Raw genomic sequence first — 17,139 nt, 5'->3', positions numbered from 1 at the left:
TGTTTCGTTCCGGTTTTTCGGCGTTTACCGCGTATGTCCCTGTTCGATGCCCTGCCGCGCGGCCCTTCGGCCGGCGCCGTCGTCCCCTTCGCCCAGGAGGACCTGACGCGTGTCTTCGAGGCGAAGACCGTGCAGCGCGGGCGCACCCTGATCATGACCGGCGCCGTGCTGCTCGGCGATCCGGGAACCGGCCAGATCAAGGCCGAGGTGAACGACCTCGGCCGCCGGCTGGCGGTGACGATCACGCCGGCCCAGGGCAAGCGCGGCGTCGTGCTGGAGCGGACCTGCACCTGTGGCCGCAACGCCTGCGCCCATATGGCGGCGGCGGCGATGATGGCGCTGGAGACCCGGCCGGAATGGCGCAAGGCGTCGCTGTTCGATCTGGTCGACCGTCCCGCCTCCCCTCCCCCGCCGCCTCCGGCCGCCGCCCCGGTTCAGGCGCAGCCGCAGCCCGCGGCTCCGGTTCCGACCGACGCCACCCCGTCCCGGACGGCCGCTCCGTTCGCCGCGAAACCGCCCTCGCCGCCCCTGTCGCTGATCCGCCCCGCATCGGCGGCACCACGGCCGACGGCAGCGCCCCCGCCAGCACCGGCCCCTGCACCGGCGCGCAGCCTGCGCTGGACGCTGGAGCCCGGACAGGGCGAGGTCGCCTGCCACATCTCCGCCGATTTCGTGACCGAGGGGCGGAGCGAACTCGACCCGGCCACCCCGCGCGACGTGCTCGCCAAGGCCCCGCGCGACATGGAGGGCGACGCCGACCGCGCCATCGCCCGGCTGCTGGGCGGCGGCGGCTCGACGCGCACCCCGGTCGCCAAGAGCCGGGGCGAGGCGGTGGACCGTCTTCTGCGCCGCCTGCTGGCCACCGGCCGGCTGCGCTGGCGCGACGGCACCCCGCTGACCGAGGCACCCGGCCGCGTCGTCCGCGCCTTCCGCGACCCGGCGACCCGCAAGCTGCGCCCGACCGGCCTGCCCGAGCGCAGCGTGCTGGTGAAGGGCCAGTCCTATTGGTGCGTCGATTCGGCGACCGGCAGCGTCTTCCCGGTCGACCTCCAGGTGGTCGAGGTGCCCAAGGCCAAGCCGGGCGCACCGGCCGCTGCCCCCGACCCCAGGCCCGCCGGCCAGCCGGTGTCGCGGCTGTTCGCCCCGTCGCGCCACGCCCCGGCCCCGCCGCCCCGTCTCGCGCCGGCCCCTCCCTCCTTCCGCGAGAGCGGCATCCCCGGCGTGCGCAGCGGCGCCGCCGAGGCGGCCGACATCGTCGAGCGCTCGCCCCGGATCATCGCCCGGCTCGGCCGGGTGGTGACGCCGTCGGATGGGCTGGTCGACGTGCTGCGCCTGTCCTTCGATTACGGCGACCCGGACGACCGGCCCGGCAATCCATCGGACGAGGCGCCCGGCGAGACGACCGAGATCGAGCCCGACGACCAGCGCCAGTTCGCCCGCTTCGAGGACGCACGCGGCAACGTCACCTTCGTCCGCCGCGCCAAGGCGGAGGAGCAGGCGGCGCTCGACCGGCTGTCCGGCCTCGGCTTCGCCCAGGCGCGCATCGAGCCGCCAAAGGGCTCGCTGAACGCGCGCGGCACCCGTGTCCACTGGCTGACCGGCCGCGACGTCGAGGAGCGCTGGCGCGCCTTCCTCGCCACCGAGGTCCCCGCCCTGACCAGGGACGGCTGGACGGTGGAGATCGGCGCCGATTTCGGCACCAAGGTCATCGAGCCGGGCGCCGACGTCGAGGTCGCGGTGCGCGACGCCGGCGACGGCTGGTTCGACCTCGACGTCGGGGTCGAGATCGAGGGCGAACGCCGGCCGCTGCTGCCCATCCTGGCCCAGCTCGTGGAGCGCGGCGGCCTGTCGGCCACCCGCGTCATCGACGGGCGCGCCCACATCGTGCTGGACGACGGCAACGTGCTGGCCCTGCCGGCCGAGCGGGTCGAGCGGCTGATGAGCGTGCTCGACGCCATGCTGAGCAGCGGCCGCCCCGCCGGCGACAAGCTGAAGGTGCCGCTGGCCGACGCCGATTCGCTGCTCGACATCGACGATCTGATCGCCCGCCGCACCGGCGAGACGGCGCAGATCGACGGCTACCTGAAGCGGCTGCGCGACAGCGAGCTGGCGGGCGACATGGAGCCGCCCCCCGGCTTCCGCGGCGAGTTGCGCGACTACCAGCGCGCCGGGCTGGCCTGGATGCAGAGCCTGCGGGCCAACGACGTCGCCGGCATCCTCGCCGACGACATGGGGTTGGGCAAGACCGCCCAGACCCTCGCCCACATCGCGACCGAGGAGCATGAGGGGCGGCTGACCGACCCCTGTCTGGTGGTGGTGCCGACCAGCCTCGTGCCGAACTGGGTCGCCGAGGCCGAACGCTTCACCCCGCACCTGCGGGTGGTGGTGCTGCACGGGCTCGACCGGCACGAGAAGCTGGCCGACCTCGACCGCGCCCACATCGTGGTGACGACCTACGGCGTCGTCGCCCGCGACGTCGACCTGTTGAAACGGCTGAACTGGCACATGCTGGTGCTGGACGAGGCGCAGGCGATCAAGAACCCGGACGGCAAGGCGACCCGCGCGGTGGCGGCGTTGCAGTCGCGGCACCGGCTCTGCCTGTCCGGCACGCCGGTGGAGAACAACCTCGGCGAGCTGTGGAGCCAGTTCGCCTTCCTGATGCCCGGCCTGCTCGGCGACCGCAAGGAGTTCGGCAAGCGCTATCGCGTGCCGATCGAGAAGCGCGGCGACAACACGCGGGCCAACCTGCTGATGCGCCGCATCCGCCCCTTCCTGCTGCGCCGCACCAAGGAGGCGGTCGCCAAGGAGCTGCCGCCGAAGACCGAGGTGGTGGTCCGCATCGACCTCGACCGCGACCAGCGCGACCTCTACGAGACGATCCGCCTGTCGGTGAACGAGACGGTGCGCGCGGCGCTCGCCGTCGGCGGGCAAGGGAACGGGTCGGGCGGCGGGCTGGGCCGCAACGCCATCACGGTGATCGACGCGCTGCTGAAGCTGCGTCAGGTCTGCTGCGACCCGCGTTTGCTGAAGATCGGCGCCGGCAACCCGGCCGGGGCGAAGACCCGCGAAAGCGCCAAGCTGGAGGCGCTGACCGAGATGGTGCGGGAAATGGTGCCCGAAGGCCGCCGCATCCTGATCTTCTCGCAGTTCACCACCATGCTCGACCTGATCAAGATCGAGCTGGAGAAGGCGGCCATCCCCTATGTCGAGCTGACCGGCCGCACGCTCGACCGGGCGGAGCCGGTGAACCGCTTCCAGAACCGCGAGGTCCCGGTCTTCCTCATCAGTCTGAAGGCGGGCGGGCGCGGCCTGAACCTGACCGCCGCCGACACGGTGATCCATTACGACCCGTGGTGGAACCCGGCGGCCGAGGACCAGGCGACCGACCGCGCCTACCGCATCGGCCAGGACAAGCCGGTGTTCGTCTACAAGCTGATCGCCGCCAACACGGTGGAGGAACGCATCATCGACCTCCAGCGCCGCAAGGGCAGCCTGTCCGCCGCGACCATCGAGGGCGCCGGTCTGGTCAGCGCGCTCGACGGCGGCGACATCGACTATCTGCTGGGAAGCGAACCGTAAACCGGCCCTCTTGCGGAGCGGGAGACCGGGGAATCACCCCGCGAGATCGACCCGCGCGTCGGCGATGACGCAGTTGCGGCCCGAGCGCTTGGCCTCGTAGAGCGCCTCGTCGGCGCGGCGGATCAGCCCTTCCGCCGTATCGCCCAGCAGCCCGCCGACCGAGATGCCGATCGAGACCGTCACCGAGATCTCGGCCGCGTCGGCGGCGGAGACGACGAAGGGCGTGTCGGCGATGCGCTGGCGCAGCCGCTCGGCGACGATCAGCGCCGCTTCCCCGTCGGTGTCGGGCAGGATGACGACGAACTCCTCGCCGCCCAGCCGGGCGACCAGATCGAAGGTGCGCAGGTTGCGGCTGGACCGCGCCGACACCTCGCGCAGCACCTCGTCGCCGATGGCGTGGCCGTGGGTGTCGTTCACCACCTTGAAATGGTCGATGTCGAACATCAGCACCGACACCGGCTTGTGGCTGTCGATGGCGCGCTCCAGCAGGCGCGGCAGATGGGCGTTGACATAGCGGCGGTTGAACACGCCGGTCAGGCTGTCGGTCAGCGCCATCGACAGGCTCTGCTCGTAGTTCGAGCGCAGCCGCTCCTGGTAGCGCTTGCGGCGGATCTGGGTGCGGGCGCGGGCCAGCAGCTCGTTGCGGTCGATCGGTTTGATGACGTAGTCGTTGGCGCCGAGCTCCAGCCCCTTGGCGACGTGGTTCAGGTCGCCCTCGTCCACCATCAGCAGGATCGGCACCTGCCGTGTCCGCTCGTGCGAGCGGAGCTGCGAGCACAGCCGCAGGCCGTCCTCGTTCAGCAGGGTCAGGCTGATGACCACGAGGTCGAACTCGCCGGACAGCGCCCGCTCCAACGCCTTGGCGCAACTGTCGGCGGCCGTGACGCTGTTGTGGTCGCGCAGCAGCGTCTCCGTCACCTTGTCGAGGTCGAGCGCCGAATCCTCCAGCACCAGGACGCGCGCCCGCTCGAAGGATTCGTTCAGCAGCGTGCCGCTGCGCTCGATCACCCCGAACTGGCCGGACGTGGTTTCGCGCAGGCGCCATTCGTCCATCATCATCTTCAGGCGGACGAGCGAGCGGACCCGCGCGAACAGCGCGATGTCGTTGACCGGCTTGGTCAGGAAATCGTCGGCCCCGGCCTCCAGCCCGCGCACGCGGTCGGCGACGTCGGACAGCGCCGTCACCATCACCACCGGGATGTGCATCGTCGCGGGGTCGGAGCGGATCTTCTCGCACACCTCGAACCCGTCCATGCCCGGCATCATGACGTCGAGCAGGACGATGTCCGGCGATTCCCGACGCACCGCCTCCAGCGCCTCCGGCCCGTTGAAGGCCGTGATGACGTTGAAGTACTCGCGCGTCAGCTTCGCCGCGAGCAGCTTCACGTTGGGCAGAACATCATCGACGACAAGGACACGCGCGGACATGGAGCGATCAGATCCCGTGAGGATTCCGTCAAAGAAAGGTCAGTTCAAGAACTTCTTAACCGTCTCAAGAAACTTCACGACCGAGATCGGCTTCGCGATGTAGTCCTCGCAGCCGCCCTGGCGGATTTTCTCTTCGTCCCCCTTCATGGCGAAGGCGGTGACGGCGACGACCGGAATGGCCTTCAGCTCCGCGTCGTCCTTGATCCAGCGCGTGACCTCCAGGCCCGACACCTCGGGAAGCTGGATGTCCATCAGGATCAGGTCGGGACGGTGCTGGCGGGCCATCCGCATCGCCTCCATCCCGTCGCGCGTCTGCAAGGTGCGATAACCATGCGCCTCGAGCAGGTCGTGGAAGAGCTTCATGTTCAGCTCGTTGTCCTCGACGATCAGCACGGTCTTCACCGCCGTGTCGCCGACCACCCCTGGGCCGCCCGGTTCCGCTGGCATGCATCCTCCCCTGGGCTTGGCACCTGCACCGTCCACGCGCCGGTTCTCCCGGCACGCACGGACCCAAGACTGTTCCCGAGTCCGGTATACCCCTTTTTAAAATGGGTCGCGACGGTTAAATTGTCGTTACCGAGGAACGGGATCCCCACCGATCCCGGCGGCCGTTGCGCAACCGGCACGACAGCGCGGGGCCGGGCATGCGGCGTTTCCGCCACGCGCGAAGCCCGCCCCGCGGAAGCATGGGCGAGCCGTTCGCCTCTCCGGCAACCGGCGGGACGGCGCCGGTCCTCCGTTCAGGCGGCGGCCTTGACCCTGCGCTTGGCGTCCCGGCGGCGGGCGCTCTTGGCGCCGTACATCATGGTGTCGGCACGACGCATCACCTCGTCCTCGTGATCGTCGGCGCCATAGGGCTGGGTGCCGACCGAGAAGCGGACCGGCAGGGTCTTGCCGCCCCATTCGGCGTGATGGGCGTCGGCGATGGCGGCGAGCTGGCGGGCGCGGACCAGGCCGCTGGCGGTGTCGGTGTTGGTCAGCAGCACCGCGAACTCGTCGCCGCCGAGCCGGGCGACCACGTCCTCCTGGCGGACGCTGGCGGCGATCATCCGGGCGACCTGCCGCAGATAGCTGTCCCCGGCGACATGGCCGTGGGTGTCGTTGATCGCCTTGAAACCGTCGAGATCGATCATCACCAGCACCCCGCCGGCCGCGTCGGACCGGCGGGCCGAAGCCAGCTCGCGGCGGAAATGGCTGTAGAAGCCGCGCCGGTTCAGCAGGCCGGTCAGCTCGTCGGTCATCGCCTGGCTTTCCAGGAAGGCGATCCGCTCCTGAAGCTGGCTGATGGTGTCCTTCGCCTCCGACAGCAGGGCGAGGGTTTCGTCCAGAACATGGCGTTCGGTTCCCCGCAGGATCCCGACGCGCGAGGCCAGCGCGACCGGGTTCCAGGCCACCGATCCGTCGAAACGATCGGTAACGTGGCTCTGAAGATCCAATGCGGCGACAACGGCGTTCATGAGTCGGCTCCTCGATGAAGGTCGAAACACTTCGCCGATCACAAAAGCAACAAGCGTGCCAGCCCCGCGACGAAGCTTGACCGATGCAGGAATGTCACAACGGCGGGAGCGGCGGGATTTTCGTCACGGCAAGGAAACCAAGCGTTTACCATGACCCCGCCGCCTCCGGCGCGGGCCTGGTCCCCGCATGGCCGGCGCATGATGGGACATCCTGTTTCGCCGGAACGAAGGATCCGAACGGAATCGGGCGCTCCCGGCCCTGCGCCGGCCGGCGATATTTGCCGCTCCGGCCCGGCCACCGGCATCTTCTGCCGGGGTGGGTAATCCGTGCCGATAAGGGAATCCCCGGGGAAGCGCCCGGACAACGCCCTTACATCACCCGGTCGGGCGCCTCGCGGCCGGCCAGCACCGCGTCGATGTTGTCCAGCGCCCGGAAGCCCATGGCGCAGCGGGTCTCCACCGTGGCGCTGCCCAGATGCGGCAGCAGGAAGCTGTTGGGGAGGTCGCGGTAGCCGGGGTGCAGCTTCGGCTCGTTCTCGAACACGTCGAGCCCGGCGGCGGCGAGCTGGCCGGAGCGCAGGGCGGCGATCACCGCCTCGTCCTCCACCACCGAGCCGCGCGCCGTGTTGACCAGGATGGCGCCCCGCGGCAGACGGGCGATCCGCTCGGCGTTCAGCCAATGGCGGGTCTCGGCCGTCGCCGGGAAATGCAGGGACAGCACGTCGCAGACCGCCAGCATCGCCTCCGGATCGGCGTGGTAGGCGGCCCCCTGCTCCAGGTCGGCGGGCAGGCGCTTGCGGTTGCTGTAATGGATGGTCATGCCGAAGGCGCGCGCCCGCTGGGCCACCGCCTGCCCGATCCGGCCCATGCCGATGATGCCCAGCCGCTTGCCGCCGAGGTGGGTGCCCATGAGCTGGGTTGGCGTCCAGCCGGTCCAGGCGTCGGCACGGATCATCCGCTCGCCTTCCGAGGCGCGGCGGGCGGCGCCGAGGATCAGCAGCAGGGCGATGTCGGCGGTGGCGTCGGTCAGCACGTCCGGCGTGTTGGTGACGGTCAGGCCGCGCGCCCTGGCGGCCTCCAGGTCGATGTGGTCGGTGCCGACCGAGAAGGTCGCCAGCACCTTCACCCCGGCGGGCAGCGCGGCGATGGCGGCGGCGTCCAGCCGGTCGCCGGCGCAGCACAGCACGGCGTCGGCCCCGGCCCCGGCGGCGCGCTCGGCGATGGCGGCACCGCTCAGCGTCTCGTCGGCCGGGTTGAGGATCGCCGCATAGTCGCGCGACGCCCGCGCCTCGACCGCGTCCGGCAGGCGGCGGGTCAGCAGCACAACCGGGCGGGCGGTGTCAACGGGACGTTGGGCGGGGCTGGTCATTCCGGGATTTCCCTTCGGATGGTAGGAATTGCGGGTGGCGGCTCTTCCGGTCCGCCTCGAAAACACCCATAATCCAACCAGCGCCGACAATCACCTGTGGATCCCGCCTTGTCCGACCGCCACACCGCCGCCCCCTCCGCCCGTCATACGACCATGGGCATGACCGTGGGCGCGGCCTTCAGCGTGACCCTGGGCGCCCTCGCGCTCCTCGCCAGCCTGCCGGCGGCGGCCCAGGCCGCGCCGGTCGCGGCCCCTCCCCAGCCCGGCGGCGCCGTGGTCTCCGCGGTGGCGGCCGACATCCAGCCGCACCGCGCCATCTACAAGATGTCCCTGCTGTCGGCCCGCAACAGCTCCAAGGTCAGCGACGTGCGCGGCCGCATGATGTTCGAATGGGCCGACGCCTGCGACGGCTGGACGACGGAGCAGCGCTTCCAGCTCCGCTTCGCCTACAGCGAGGGCGACGAGATGGCGATGAACACCAACTACACGACCTGGGAGGCGAAGGACGGGCGGCGCTACCGCTTCAACGTCCGCAAGCTGATCAACGGCGAGGTCGACGACGACGTGCGCGGCGAGGCCAACCTGGGCGCCGGCGAGGGCGCCGGCAGCGCCCAGTTCACCAAGCCGGAACCGCAGGAGATGCCCCTGCCGGCCGCCACCATGTTCCCCACCGCCCACACGCTGGCGATTCTCGACCATGCGCTGCGCGGCGAGCATTTCTTCAGCCGCACCGTCTTCGACGGCGCCGACGCGGAAGGAGCGACCGAGGTGTCGACGGTCATCGGCCAGGCCGGCGCGCCCAAGGAGAGCGGCAAGAACGCGCTGCTGCGCGACATCAAGGCGTGGCCGGTCCGCATGGCCTTCTTCCCCACCCACAGCGACTCCGCCCAGCCCGAGTATGAAATGAGCCTGCGGCTGTTGCAGAACGGCATCGCCGAATCCATGCAGATCGACTACGGCGACTTCACGGTCAACGCGATCCTCGACACGATCGAGGCGTTGCCCAAATCCGGATGCTGAGCGGTATTTGCAAAAAATACTTAATGGTTGATCGCGACTCGTTGCTGCGCTTAACTGTCAGGGTTATCGGAGGCGCAACAGGCTGGTGCGCTCCGTGGCGCCGGACCACCCGGCGGCGCGGATGCGGGCCGGCCCCAAAGGGGTTCCAGCATGAGCAAGAAGCATGTCCAGATCGGGCAGGTCTTTCAGCCGGTCGGCGCAGGCAAGGGCCGCGCGTGGCGGGTGATGGGGACCGTCAATCTGCTCGGAATCCCGCACGCCCGCATCGTCAGCACCGAGGACGAGGGCGTGTCCAAGACGTTGAGCTGCTCGGTGCTGGTCGACACCGACCATTACCGCCTGATCGCCACGACGCCGATGGACGGCATGGCGGCCTGACCGCCACCGTCCCGCCACGGGACCGGGCCAGCAACGAAGGAGCCGGCAAGGGGGCGATCCGCCGCCCGATGTTCCGGAGCTTGTGATGTCCACGCCGAGCCTGCTCGCCGCCCAGGCCCCGCGGCCGCTGGCCGACCGCCTGCGACCCGCCCGATTGTCCGACGTCGCCGGGCAGGACCATCTTCTCGGACCCGACGGCCCGATCGGCCGGATGGTCGCTGCCCGGGCCCTGTCCTCGATGGTTCTGTGGGGGCCGCCCGGCTGCGGCAAGACCACCATCGCCCGCCTGCTGGCCCAGGCCACCGACCTGCGATTCGAATCGATCTCCGCCTTGCAGACCGGCGTCGCCGACCTGCGCAAGCTGTTCGAGACGGCGCGCCAGCGCCGCGACGGCGGCCAGGGAACGCTGCTGTTCTGCGACGAGGTCCACCACTTCAACCGCAACGTCCAGGACAGCTTCCTCCCGCATCTGGAGGACGGCACCATCACGCTGGTGGGCGCCACCACCGAAAATCCCTCCTTCGAACTGAACGCCGCCATCCTGTCGCGCGTGCAGGTCTTCGTGCTGCGCCGGCTCGACGCGGCGGCGCTCGACAGCCTGCTGGCCCGTGCGGAGGAGCATGTCGGCCGCCCCCTGCCCCTTCAGCCCGACGCGCGCGCGGCGCTGCTGGCGATGGCCGACGGCGACGGGCGCTTCGTGCTGAACATGGCCGAGCAGATCTACGCGGTGGGCGGCGCCTCGGCCGACGCCGAGCCGCTCGACAACGCGGCGCTCGGGCGGATCCTGCAACGGCGCATGCCGTCCTACGACAAGTCGGGCGACGGCCACTACAATCTGCTGTCGGCCTTCCACAAGAGCCTGCGCGCGTCGGACGCCAACGCGGCGCTCTATTGGATGTGCCGCATGCTCGACGCCGGCGAGGATCCGCGCACCATCGCGCGGCGCATGGTCTGCGTCGCCAACGAGGATGTCGGGCTGGCGGACCCCAACGCCATCCTCCAGGCCACCGCCGCCTGGGACGCCTACGAACGGCTGGGAGCGGCGGAGGGCGAGCGGGCGCTGGCCCAGGCCTGCCTGTATCTGGCGACCGCGCCGAAGTCGAACGCGGTGGAGGTGGCGCTGGGCGAGGCGCGCCGGCTGGCGAAGGCGACCGGCAGCGTCATGCCGCCCATGCATGCGGTGAACGCGCCGACCAGGATGATGGCCGACCTCGGCTACAAGCAGGGCTACATCTACGACCACGACACGCCGGAAGGCTTCTCCGGCCTCGACTATTTCCCGGAATCGGTGGGGCGCCACGAGTTTTACCGCCCCGTCGAACGCGGTTTCGAGCGCGACATCCGAAAGCGTCTGGACTATTGGGCCGGATTGCGTCGCCGCCGCCGTTAAGGCTCGGTCGCGCTTCGCCAAGAGTGTTGACCAGAATTGCGCGGAAGGCGCAACTTTCGATCGCCGCTGCCACCAAATCCCCCGCCATCGGCGCGCAACCCGTGCAATGATGCCGGTGTTGTTCTTCAGAGCGGCGGAAGACAAGCACGCCGCAATGACGCAAAATCACGCACCGCGAGCCAGCATCGACCGCAAACCCACGAAACGGGGTACCTCCAAGGAGAAGTCATAGAGACTATCTACGAGTCCTAGAAGTACCTCTCAAGATACGACCTGCCTCATAGCTCCGTTAGCGAGTCATTAACCGGCGGCGTGGCTCAATGGCGTCATCACGAACGCACAGGCGAAGGGAGATTTACATGATCGTCACCACGAAGTCCGAGAAGATCACCGCCTCTTCCCTGACCCATCTGACGCTCCTGGATGAATTCATCCGCCTGACTCAGGACCGGATCGGCGCGCAGGACGACGCCTTCGTGCGCGACAGCCTGGCCGACCTGCTGACCAGCCTGCGCGACGAGCGCGCCGGCTATGTGGAGATCCTGGGCGCCGCCACCTTCAACCGCGCGGCCTGACCACCGATCCACCCACGGCCCCGCGTTCGCGAAAGCCATGCGTTCGGAAGGGGACGGCGGCGCCCTGCCGCGCCGTTCCCGTCCCTCCACCATCCGGGATCAACACGCCGCGATCCAGAGTTTTCTTCAGGAATTCTCCGCGGCCAGCGCCGTCAGACCGTCGCCGGTCAGCCGGTAGGGCAGCCATTCCTTCATCTGGCGGAAGCCGACACGGTCGTAGAAGCCGCGCGCCGGATTCCAATCCAGCACATTCAGATCGACGCGCCGATAACCACGCTCCACCGCCCGCCGGGCGACGGCGGACAGCAGTTTCCGACCGACGCCGTGGGTGCGCGCCTCCGGCGTCACGTAGAGATCCTCGACGAACAGGCCGGGCCGCCCTTCCCAGGTCGAATAGGTGCGGAAGGTCAGCGCGAAGCCGGCCGGCACGCCGTCCAGCTCGGCGATCAGCGCCTCGAACACCGGATGGTCGCCCCAGCCGTCGCGGCGGAAATCCTCTTCCGACGCCTTGACCGAATGGGCTTCGCGCTCGAATTCGGCAAGCTCGCGGACGAAGCGCAGGATGACGGCGCAATCGGACTCGACGGCCGGTCGGATGGTCACGGTCGGCATGGGCGTGCAACTTTCTCGCAGAACGCAGCCCGGAACGGGCCAAGGCGCCGACGATAGCCGCCCTCCCTCTCGTCCGCACGTCCAAACCACCGAACCGGCCACCTACGGAACGGCGACCGTCAGTCGTCGCCGCCCCCCTTCAGATCCAGGATGCCGCGCAGCTCCTGCACCCGGCGCTCGGCGCTGTGCTCGGCCAGCGCCCGTTTGCGCGCCCGTTGCCCCAGATCGGCCAGATGGTTGCGCGGCAGCATCATCGCCGTGGTGACGTCGTCGGTCTGCGCGGCGACCAGGATTTCCCGGCCCGGTTCGAAGAAGGTTTCCACCCCGTCCCAACGGTCCGACACGATGGCCGCCCCGCGCGCCGCCGCCTCCAGCAGCCGGTCGGTCGGGCACCAGCCGACGCGACGCTCGTCGTCGCGCGCCAGGGCCAGCGTCAGGGTCGCCGAGGCCAGCAGATCGCCGGTGTGCGACAGGTCGAAGTCCGGTAGCGCCGCGATGTTGCCGGACAGCGCCGCCACGTCGGGCAGGTGGCCGCCGGCCAGCACGAAGCGGCGGCGGGCCAGCCGCTGCGCCGGCTCGATGAAGAAGCGGTCGAGCCCCTCGCCCATCGCCCGCGCGTCGGGCGCGACGCAGCACAGGTCGCCGTGGTAGGCGCGGCGGTGATGGCCGTGCTTGTGCGCCTCGGGCACGATCCACGGGTAGAGCGGCGTCACGCCGTCGGCCCCCGTCTTCTCGCGGTAGGCGTCCAGGGCCGGGCCGCCGCTCGACGTCAGCACCAGATCGAAACCGCCCAACCCGCCGGCCGGCAGATGCGCCGGCCCCTCCCCCACCTCCAGCGCGGCAAGCGAGGCCGGCGCGTCGGGGTCGTAGAGGACCCGGCGGGCGCTCCGGGACTCCCGCACCAGCCCGGCCGCCGCCCGCGCGTCCGGCCCATGGGCGACGGCGAGCGCCACCCCGGAATCGTCGGCCTGCCGCGCCGCCTCGGGGGCGATGGCGTCCCAGTCGTCGTAGGTCAGCCATTCGCCACCCGGAATGGTCCAGGGCGCGGCCGCGCCGCCGGGACCGGCCCGCTCGACGGCGATCACGCGATGCCCGCGAATCGCCAGCGCCTGGACCAGCGCGCGCCAGCGCAGGCTGTGGGCGGCGTCGTGCCCGGTACCGGTGGTGAGGCCGAAAATCACGATTTTCATGGCGTCGGCACCTTCATGCGATCGGTGGCGTGCGATCCGCCGGGACGGGTCTGTCGGAACCGGTCTGTTGGAACTGGCCTGCCGGGACTGCGGCCCCTGCTCACTCAACGCGGTCGGACACGGCGAAGTTCCAGCCATGGCGGAGGATGCGAACGGCTCGGTCCGGATGCCCGCCGGATGGACGGGCACCGCCAGTGCCGGGACTTCGGCCGCGCGGCCGGCGGCGCGTTGCGGGATGACAGGGATATGGTCCACGGACGCGGCTGTTCAAGCTTCGTTCCAGCTGCCCGCGCCGGTGACAGCGCCGTTCGCCGCCCCCACCACGGATTTCGCGGTTGAGCGGAGCGGCCGGGCATCCTAGGGTCAGCCTCCGGCATTCCCAGCGACCATGATCGAGCGCATGCGAACCCTGCCCCGCACCTTGCCCCGCCATTCGGCCCGCCTCCTTCTCGTCACGCTCCTGCTGGCCGGCTGCCAGAGCACCGGCGCCAGCGCCCCCGTGCCGGCCGTCGGCGGCGCGTCGCCGGCCGCGGCCGCGTCTCCCGCCCCCGCTTCCCGCCCGGCGGCCCAGCCCAGCCAGAGCTTCCCCGACTGGCTGAGCGCGCTGCGCGCCGAGGCGCTCGCCCAGGGCGTCCGCGCCCAGACCTTCGACCGCGCCTTCCAGCGGGTGAAGCTGTCCGACCGCGTGGTGGAGCTGGATTCCAGCCAGCCCGAGTTCACCCGCCAAGTGTGGCAGTATCTGGACAGCGCCGTGAACGAAAAGCGCGTCCAGGCCGGCCGCCAGAAGCTGAGGGAGAACGCGGCGTTGCTGAATCGCATCAGTCAGCGTTCCGGCGTGCCGGCGGAGATCCTCGTCGCCTTCTGGGGCGTGGAGACGGATTTCGGAAATTCCACCGGCGGCTTCTCGGTCATCGACGCGTTGACCACGCTGGCCTACGAGGGCCGGCGGGCGGCCTATTTCCGCACCGAGCTGCTGGCAGCGCTGCGCATCCTCGACTCCGGCGACATCGCGCCGGAGCGCATGTCGGGCTCCTGGGCCGGGGCAATGGGGCAGACGCAGTTCATGCCGACCGTCTTCCTCCGCCACGCGGTGGACGAGGACGGCGACGGCCACCGCGACATCTGGGGCAGCCTGCCCGACGTGCTGGCCTCGACCGCCAAGTTCGTCCTGGCCAACGGCTGGCGCAGCGGCGAGCGCTGGGGGGAGGAGGTGCGGCTTCCCGACGGCTTCCCCTACGACCAGGCGGAGCTGAGCGTCGTCAAGCCGGTGTCGGAATGGCGCCGGATGGGCGTGCTTCCGGCCGGCGGCGGCGAGCTGGATGGCGAGGGATCGGCATCGATCATCGTGCTGGCCGGCCACCAGGGGCCGGCCTTCCTGGCGCGCGACAATTTCCGCGCGATCATGCGCTACAACCCGTCGACCAGCTACGCGCTGGCGGTGGCGCTGCTGGCCGACCGCATGGCTGGGCGCGCGGGCGTGCTGGGAAGCTGGCCCCGTCAGGAGCTGGCGCTCAGCAAGGACGAACGGACGGAGTTGCAGGAGCGGCTCGCCTCGCTGGGGATGGAGCCGGGAACCCCCGACGGCATCATCGGCGCCAACACCCGCAACGCGCTGCGGCGCTTCCAGACCTCCATCGGCGTCGTTCCCGACGGCTTCGCCACCAAGGGCCTGCTGGACCGGCTGCGCCGGGCGTCCTGAGACCGGGCCTGCGCACCGAAGCTCCGGACCAGGCCCGACCGGGCGTGGTCCGGCCAGGCCTGGTCAACCTCTCGGTCATGACGATCTGCGGCCGTGGGTGCCCGGCACAGGGCCGGGCACGGCGAGCCGAACAACAAGGCGGAAGGGGTTGCCCCGGTCCTCTCCTCACGCCTCCGGCTTCGACGCCGGCGCGACGGCGAAGCTGCTGAGATCCTCCTTGGGCCGCTCCCCGGACGGCAGGCGGCCCTCGACGAGGAAGCAGATGTTCTCCGCCACGTTGGTGGCGTGGTCGCCGATCCGCTCGATGGATTTGGCGGCGAACAGCAGATGCGTGCAGCCGGTGATCTGCGCCGGGGTTTCCATCATGTAGGTCAGGAATTCCCGGAACAGGCTGGTGTAGGCGGCGTCGACCTCGCCGTCCCGGTTGCGGACGGCGGTGGCGAGCGCCGAATCCTGCCCGGCGTAGGCGCGGCGCATGTCGCCGATCATTTCCAGCACCGTCCGCCCCATCCAGGTCAGCGACCCCACCGGCGGCACGGCGGAAAGCCCGGCCAGCGTCACCGCCCGCTTCGCGACCGACCCGGCGAAATCGCCCATCCGCTCCAGGTTGGAGGCGATCTTCAGCGCGGCAACGATGTCGCGCAGATCCTTGGCCATCGGCTGGCGCAGGGCCAGCAGGCGGATGGTCATCGCCTCGACCTCCAGCTCCAGCCGGTCGATGGCGGCGTCGCCCTCGACCACGGCGGTGGCCTTGGCCGCGTCGGCCTCGGCGAGCGCCTCCAGCGCCAGCGCGAACTGCGTCTCGACCAGCGCCGCCATGCGGTCGATGGCGGAACGCAGCGCCATCAACTCGGCGTCGAACGCCGCAACCGTGTGTCCCCCGGCCATACCCCATCCCCTTGCTGAAGAACGCTTCGCGTGCCCGTGCGGATAATACGGCGCCGCCCGCGTGCCAAGCGCGGTGCGGCCGCGCATCCGTCTTAACCTTTGGCATAGATTATTTTGGGACACTGGTCTATCGATGGAACACAGCATGCCTTCGCCCCGCGGCCCCAGGTTTCGCGGGCCGGACGCCACAGACACCGGACCCGGTCGATGACGCCTCACGAGTTGGTCGCCGTGCTGGAGAAGCACGAGCGCTGGCTGAAGAACAAGTCGGGCGGCGCGCGCGCCAACCTGACCATGGCGAACATGGAAGGGGCCAACCTGTCCGGCGTGGATCTGACGCAGGGCAAGCTGTCGGGCGCCAACCTGTCCCATTGCGACCTGACCAACGCCAACCTCAGCAACGCCGACCTGTTCGCCGCCCATCTGACCAAGGCCGACCTGTCCGGCTGCAACCTGTACCGGGCCGACCTGCGCGGCGCCCGCATGCGCGGCGCCAAGATGAAGCGCGCCATCCTGAAGGAGGCCGACCTGCGCGGCGGCGCCCTGCTCTATGGCGGCGGCTCGCCGAACGGCGGCGGCAAGGGGCTCGATTTCGTGCGCTCCGACCTGACGGGCAGCGATTTCGACGACGCCTCGCTGAACAACGCCAACCTGTCGGGCGCCGACCTGACCGACGTGTCGATGAACGGCGCCGACTGCGAGGGCGCGCTGCTGACCGGCGCCACGCTGATGCGCGCCAGCATGAAGAGCTGCAACCTCGCCCGCGCCGACCTGCGCGGCAGCAACCTGTCGGGCGTGAATCTCCAGGGCGCGGTCCTGCGCGACGCCAACCTGACCGGCGCCCTGCTGGCCGGGGCGAACCTGCGCAACGCCGACCTTCAGGGCGCCAAGCTGGAGGGAGCCGACCTCACCGGGGCCGACACCACCGGCGCCAACCTCGCCCGCTCGGCGGAGAATTTCTCGGTGCAGATCCAGCAGGCGCTGCACAACCACTACACCTGGATCAACACCAACGGCAGCATGGGGGCGCGCGCCGACCTCGCCGGGGCCGACATGAGCCACATCGACCTGTCGGGCGTGAACCTGTCGGGCGCCAATCTGAAGCGCGCCAACCTCAACGGCGCCAAGATGCGCGAGTCGCTTCTGATCATGTGCGACATCTCGGAGGCCGACCTGTCCGGCGCCGACTTCACCGGAGCCATCCTCGACGGCGCCAACCTGCGCGGCGCCAACCTGGAGGGCGCGCGGCTGGACGGGGCCGGCATCGGCTGGGTCGACATCAAGGGGCCGGACGGACGGCCGACCGGACGGCTGTGGGCCGCGAACCTGACCGGCAGCCGGCTGACCGGAGCGTCCTGCGTGCGCACCAACCTGCGCGGCGCCACCCTGGCGGACTGCGACTTCTCCAACGCCAACCTGACCGGCGCCATCCTGAGCGACGCCAACATCCGCGACGCCCGCTTCACCGGCGCCAACCTGGCCGGTGCCAGCCTGCCGCCGCCACCCGATCCGGACGACGACTGAGCACGGCGGCCGGCCCCTTTCCGTCCGGTC

The 17,139-nt window shown here is 70.4% G+C and carries 14 protein-coding genes; 7 read left to right on the top strand and 7 right to left on the bottom strand.

Annotated features, from left to right (window positions below; all coding sequences use genetic code 11):
• Positions 1-33 precede the first annotated feature (33 nt).
• A complete protein-coding gene (locus tag JN22_RS23945; RefSeq protein ID WP_085556275.1) occupies positions 34-3,579 on the top strand; it encodes a DEAD/DEAH box helicase in 3,546 nt (1,181 codons plus the stop codon).
• Between the two features lie 33 nt (positions 3,580-3,612).
• Here the strand turns inward: JN22_RS23945 and JN22_RS23940 are convergent, their stop codons facing one another.
• The 4 genes from JN22_RS23940 to JN22_RS23925 all read right to left on the bottom strand — a co-directional run bounded on the left by JN22_RS23940 (position 3,613) and on the right by JN22_RS23925 (position 7,833).
• Complete coding sequence (locus tag JN22_RS23940) at positions 3,613-5,007, bottom strand: PleD family two-component system response regulator (protein WP_085556274.1); 1,395 nt, start codon at positions 5,005-5,007, stop codon at positions 3,613-3,615.
• A 39-nt stretch (positions 5,008-5,046) separates the two neighbouring features.
• Positions 5,047-5,454, bottom strand: coding sequence for a response regulator (locus JN22_RS23935; protein ID WP_085556273.1), 408 nt, complete (start codon positions 5,452-5,454; stop codon positions 5,047-5,049).
• 293 nt (positions 5,455-5,747) lie between these two features.
• Positions 5,748-6,464, bottom strand: coding sequence for a GGDEF domain-containing protein (locus tag JN22_RS23930; protein WP_085556272.1), 717 nt, complete (start codon positions 6,462-6,464; stop codon positions 5,748-5,750).
• A gap of 370 nt (positions 6,465-6,834) precedes the next feature.
• The gene (locus JN22_RS23925; RefSeq protein WP_085556271.1) at positions 6,835-7,833 is read right to left on the bottom strand and encodes a 2-hydroxyacid dehydrogenase; all 999 of its coding nucleotides are present in this window, start codon (positions 7,831-7,833) and stop codon (positions 6,835-6,837) included.
• A 108-nt stretch (positions 7,834-7,941) separates the two neighbouring features.
• Here JN22_RS23925 and JN22_RS23920 point away from each other — a divergent pair, with 108 nt between their 5' ends.
• The 4 genes from JN22_RS23920 to JN22_RS23905 all read left to right on the top strand — a co-directional run bounded on the left by JN22_RS23920 (position 7,942) and on the right by JN22_RS23905 (position 11,196).
• The gene (locus tag JN22_RS23920) at positions 7,942-8,853 is read left to right on the top strand and encodes a cell envelope integrity EipB family protein (protein ID WP_223677864.1); all 912 of its coding nucleotides are present in this window, start codon (positions 7,942-7,944) and stop codon (positions 8,851-8,853) included.
• Between the two features lie 150 nt (positions 8,854-9,003).
• A complete protein-coding gene (locus JN22_RS23915) occupies positions 9,004-9,231 on the top strand; it encodes a hypothetical protein (protein ID WP_085556269.1) in 228 nt (75 codons plus the stop codon).
• 85 nt (positions 9,232-9,316) lie between these two features.
• Positions 9,317-10,621 (top strand): replication-associated recombination protein A, encoded by a 1,305-nt coding sequence (locus JN22_RS23910; RefSeq protein ID WP_085556268.1) that lies wholly within the window; start codon positions 9,317-9,319, stop codon positions 10,619-10,621.
• Between the two features lie 359 nt (positions 10,622-10,980).
• Positions 10,981-11,196, top strand: a complete 216-nt coding sequence (locus JN22_RS23905) for a hypothetical protein (RefSeq protein WP_085556267.1) — start codon at positions 10,981-10,983, stop codon at positions 11,194-11,196.
• A 126-nt stretch (positions 11,197-11,322) separates the two neighbouring features.
• On the opposite strand, the gene JN22_RS23900 is transcribed toward JN22_RS23905, so the two are convergent.
• Both JN22_RS23900 and JN22_RS35015 read right to left on the bottom strand, forming a co-directional pair.
• On the bottom strand, positions 11,323-11,808 hold the full coding sequence (locus JN22_RS23900; protein ID WP_085556266.1) for a GNAT family N-acetyltransferase: 486 nt from the start codon (positions 11,806-11,808) through the stop codon (positions 11,323-11,325).
• A 119-nt stretch (positions 11,809-11,927) separates the two neighbouring features.
• Positions 11,928-12,998, bottom strand: a complete 1,071-nt coding sequence (locus tag JN22_RS35015; protein ID WP_085556265.1) for a glycosyltransferase family protein — start codon at positions 12,996-12,998, stop codon at positions 11,928-11,930.
• 400 nt (positions 12,999-13,398) lie between these two features.
• Here JN22_RS35015 and JN22_RS23890 point away from each other — a divergent pair, with 400 nt between their 5' ends.
• A complete protein-coding gene (locus JN22_RS23890) occupies positions 13,399-14,697 on the top strand; it encodes a lytic murein transglycosylase (protein WP_085557324.1) in 1,299 nt (432 codons plus the stop codon).
• Between the two features lie 165 nt (positions 14,698-14,862).
• Here the strand turns inward: JN22_RS23890 and phoU are convergent, their stop codons facing one another.
• Positions 14,863-15,585 carry a phosphate signaling complex protein PhoU gene (phoU, locus tag JN22_RS23885; protein ID WP_085556264.1) on the bottom strand — a complete coding sequence of 241 codons (723 nt, stop codon included), beginning with the start codon at positions 15,583-15,585 and terminating at the stop codon, positions 14,863-14,865.
• Between the two features lie 207 nt (positions 15,586-15,792).
• Between phoU and JN22_RS23880 the strand changes: the two genes are divergently transcribed.
• Positions 15,793-17,109 (top strand): pentapeptide repeat-containing protein, encoded by a 1,317-nt coding sequence (locus JN22_RS23880; protein ID WP_085556263.1) that lies wholly within the window; start codon positions 15,793-15,795, stop codon positions 17,107-17,109.
• The last annotated feature ends 30 nt before the right edge of the window (positions 17,110-17,139 follow it).

The organism is Azospirillum agricola (assembly GCF_020005195.1).
GTDB lineage: Bacteria > Pseudomonadota > Alphaproteobacteria > Azospirillales > Azospirillaceae > Azospirillum > Azospirillum agricola.
Note: the sequence above shows the minus strand (reverse complement) of the source record. Positions and strands in the feature narration are given on the sequence as shown.

What these genes read in the sequence shown, in the direction of transcription:
- JN22_RS23945 (WP_085556275.1), top strand. Translation starts at nt 34, where the DNA reads ATGTCCCTGTTCGATGCCCTGCCGCGCGGCCCTTCGGCCGGCGCCGTC.
- JN22_RS23940 (WP_085556274.1), bottom strand. Translation starts at nt 5,007, where the DNA reads ATGTCCGCGCGTGTCCTTGTCGTCGATGATGTTCTGCCCAACGTGAAG.
- JN22_RS23935 (WP_085556273.1), bottom strand. Translation starts at nt 5,454, where the DNA reads ATGCCAGCGGAACCGGGCGGCCCAGGGGTGGTCGGCGACACGGCGGTG.
- JN22_RS23930 (WP_085556272.1), bottom strand. Translation starts at nt 6,464, where the DNA reads ATGAACGCCGTTGTCGCCGCATTGGATCTTCAGAGCCACGTTACCGAT.
- JN22_RS23925 (WP_085556271.1), bottom strand. Translation starts at nt 7,833, where the DNA reads ATGACCAGCCCCGCCCAACGTCCCGTTGACACCGCCCGCCCGGTTGTG.
- JN22_RS23915 (WP_085556269.1), top strand. Translation starts at nt 9,004, where the DNA reads ATGAGCAAGAAGCATGTCCAGATCGGGCAGGTCTTTCAGCCGGTCGGC.
- JN22_RS23910 (WP_085556268.1), top strand. Translation starts at nt 9,317, where the DNA reads ATGTCCACGCCGAGCCTGCTCGCCGCCCAGGCCCCGCGGCCGCTGGCC.
- JN22_RS23905 (WP_085556267.1), top strand. Translation starts at nt 10,981, where the DNA reads ATGATCGTCACCACGAAGTCCGAGAAGATCACCGCCTCTTCCCTGACC.
- JN22_RS23900 (WP_085556266.1), bottom strand. Translation starts at nt 11,808, where the DNA reads ATGCCGACCGTGACCATCCGACCGGCCGTCGAGTCCGATTGCGCCGTC.
- JN22_RS35015 (WP_085556265.1), bottom strand. Translation starts at nt 12,998, where the DNA reads ATGAAAATCGTGATTTTCGGCCTCACCACCGGTACCGGGCACGACGCC.
- JN22_RS23890 (WP_085557324.1), top strand. Translation starts at nt 13,399, where the DNA reads ATGCGAACCCTGCCCCGCACCTTGCCCCGCCATTCGGCCCGCCTCCTT.
- phoU (WP_085556264.1), bottom strand. Translation starts at nt 15,585, where the DNA reads ATGGCCGGGGGACACACGGTTGCGGCGTTCGACGCCGAGTTGATGGCG.
- JN22_RS23880 (WP_085556263.1), top strand. Translation starts at nt 15,793, where the DNA reads ATGACGCCTCACGAGTTGGTCGCCGTGCTGGAGAAGCACGAGCGCTGG.